General features: G+C 70.4%; 1 protein-coding gene and 1 pseudogene. Both read right to left on the reverse strand.

What is annotated here, in order from left to right; genetic code table 11:
• A partial coding sequence (proC, locus tag IY392_RS15875; protein ID WP_228549509.1) for a pyrroline-5-carboxylate reductase occupies positions 1-644 on the reverse strand: 644 nt, incomplete at its 3' end.
• Between the two features lie 106 nt (positions 645-750).
• Positions 751-1091 (reverse strand): annotated as a pseudogene (locus IY392_RS15880) (hypothetical protein); the annotation flags it as partial.

Below are 1091 nucleotides of genomic sequence, written 5' to 3' on the forward strand. Positions count from 1 at the left end.
ACTTCTTCCTCCTCGCCGAGGGCGGTGCCGGTCGCGAGCCGCAGCGCGACGTCACGGGGCAGGCCCTGTTCCACCGCCGCGTCCACCATCGCCTCGGCGAGGAGGAAGAAGTAGGCGGGGCCCGAGCCGGACACGGCCGTCACGGCGTCCATCTTGGACTCGTCGACGACGACGACGGCGCCGACGCTCTCCATGACCTTGACCACCTTCTCCAGGTGCTCGTCACGCGCGTAGCGCCCCTTACACACGGCCGAGACGCCCTGCCCCACGAGCATCGCCGTGTTGGGCATCACCCGCACGACCGGGGACCCCGCGCTGAGCTTGTTCTCCAGCACCGATGTGGGCACACCTGCCGCCAGGGACACCACGATCGACTCGTGGACGCTGTCGGAGATGGCGTCGCCGATCCGGTCGACCACCGCGGGGACGTCACCCGGCTTGACGGCCACCACGATCACATCCGCCCCCTCGCAGCCGATGTCCAGGCTGGTCGAGAGGATGCAGTACTTCTTGGCCAGCTCCGAGGCGCGGGGCTCGACGGCCTCGATCACCACGATGTCCGACTGCTCCGTCCCCGACTTGCGGAGACCTGCGATGAGGGCCTCGCCGATGCGTCCGCCACCGACCACTGCGATTCTCGTCATGTCCCCAACAGTGCCACACGTCCGCGACGGCCCTGTATGACGACTCCGCCCGCACCGTGAGGCGCGGGCGGAGTCGGGGCGGGGCCGGTCGGGTGCCGTGAACCGGTCAGGTGATCAATCTGAGCAACTGTGGCCCGCAGGTCACTCCCAGCCCGACGATCACCGCCAGGGCGATGCTCACCGTGTCGTTGGACCTGCGCAGCACGCGGACCATGGCGACCAGGCCGACGATCACGACGAGCGCGAGGGCCATGGCCACCCACGGCAGGTCTCGCCACAGCAGGTGGAAGCCGATGAACAGCGCCGCGCCGGCGACGCCCGAGGCCAGTACCTGCGCGACCAGGACCAGCCACTCCGTGGTCGAGGAGCGCACGGCCTGGTCGGCGTCGGCGGGGGCGTCGGCAGGAGCGTCGGCGGGGGCGTCGGCAGGAGTGTCCGGGCCGGAGT

The organism is Dietzia sp. SYD-A1, from assembly GCF_015356725.1.
Classification (GTDB): Bacteria; Actinomycetota; Actinomycetes; order Mycobacteriales; family Mycobacteriaceae; genus Dietzia.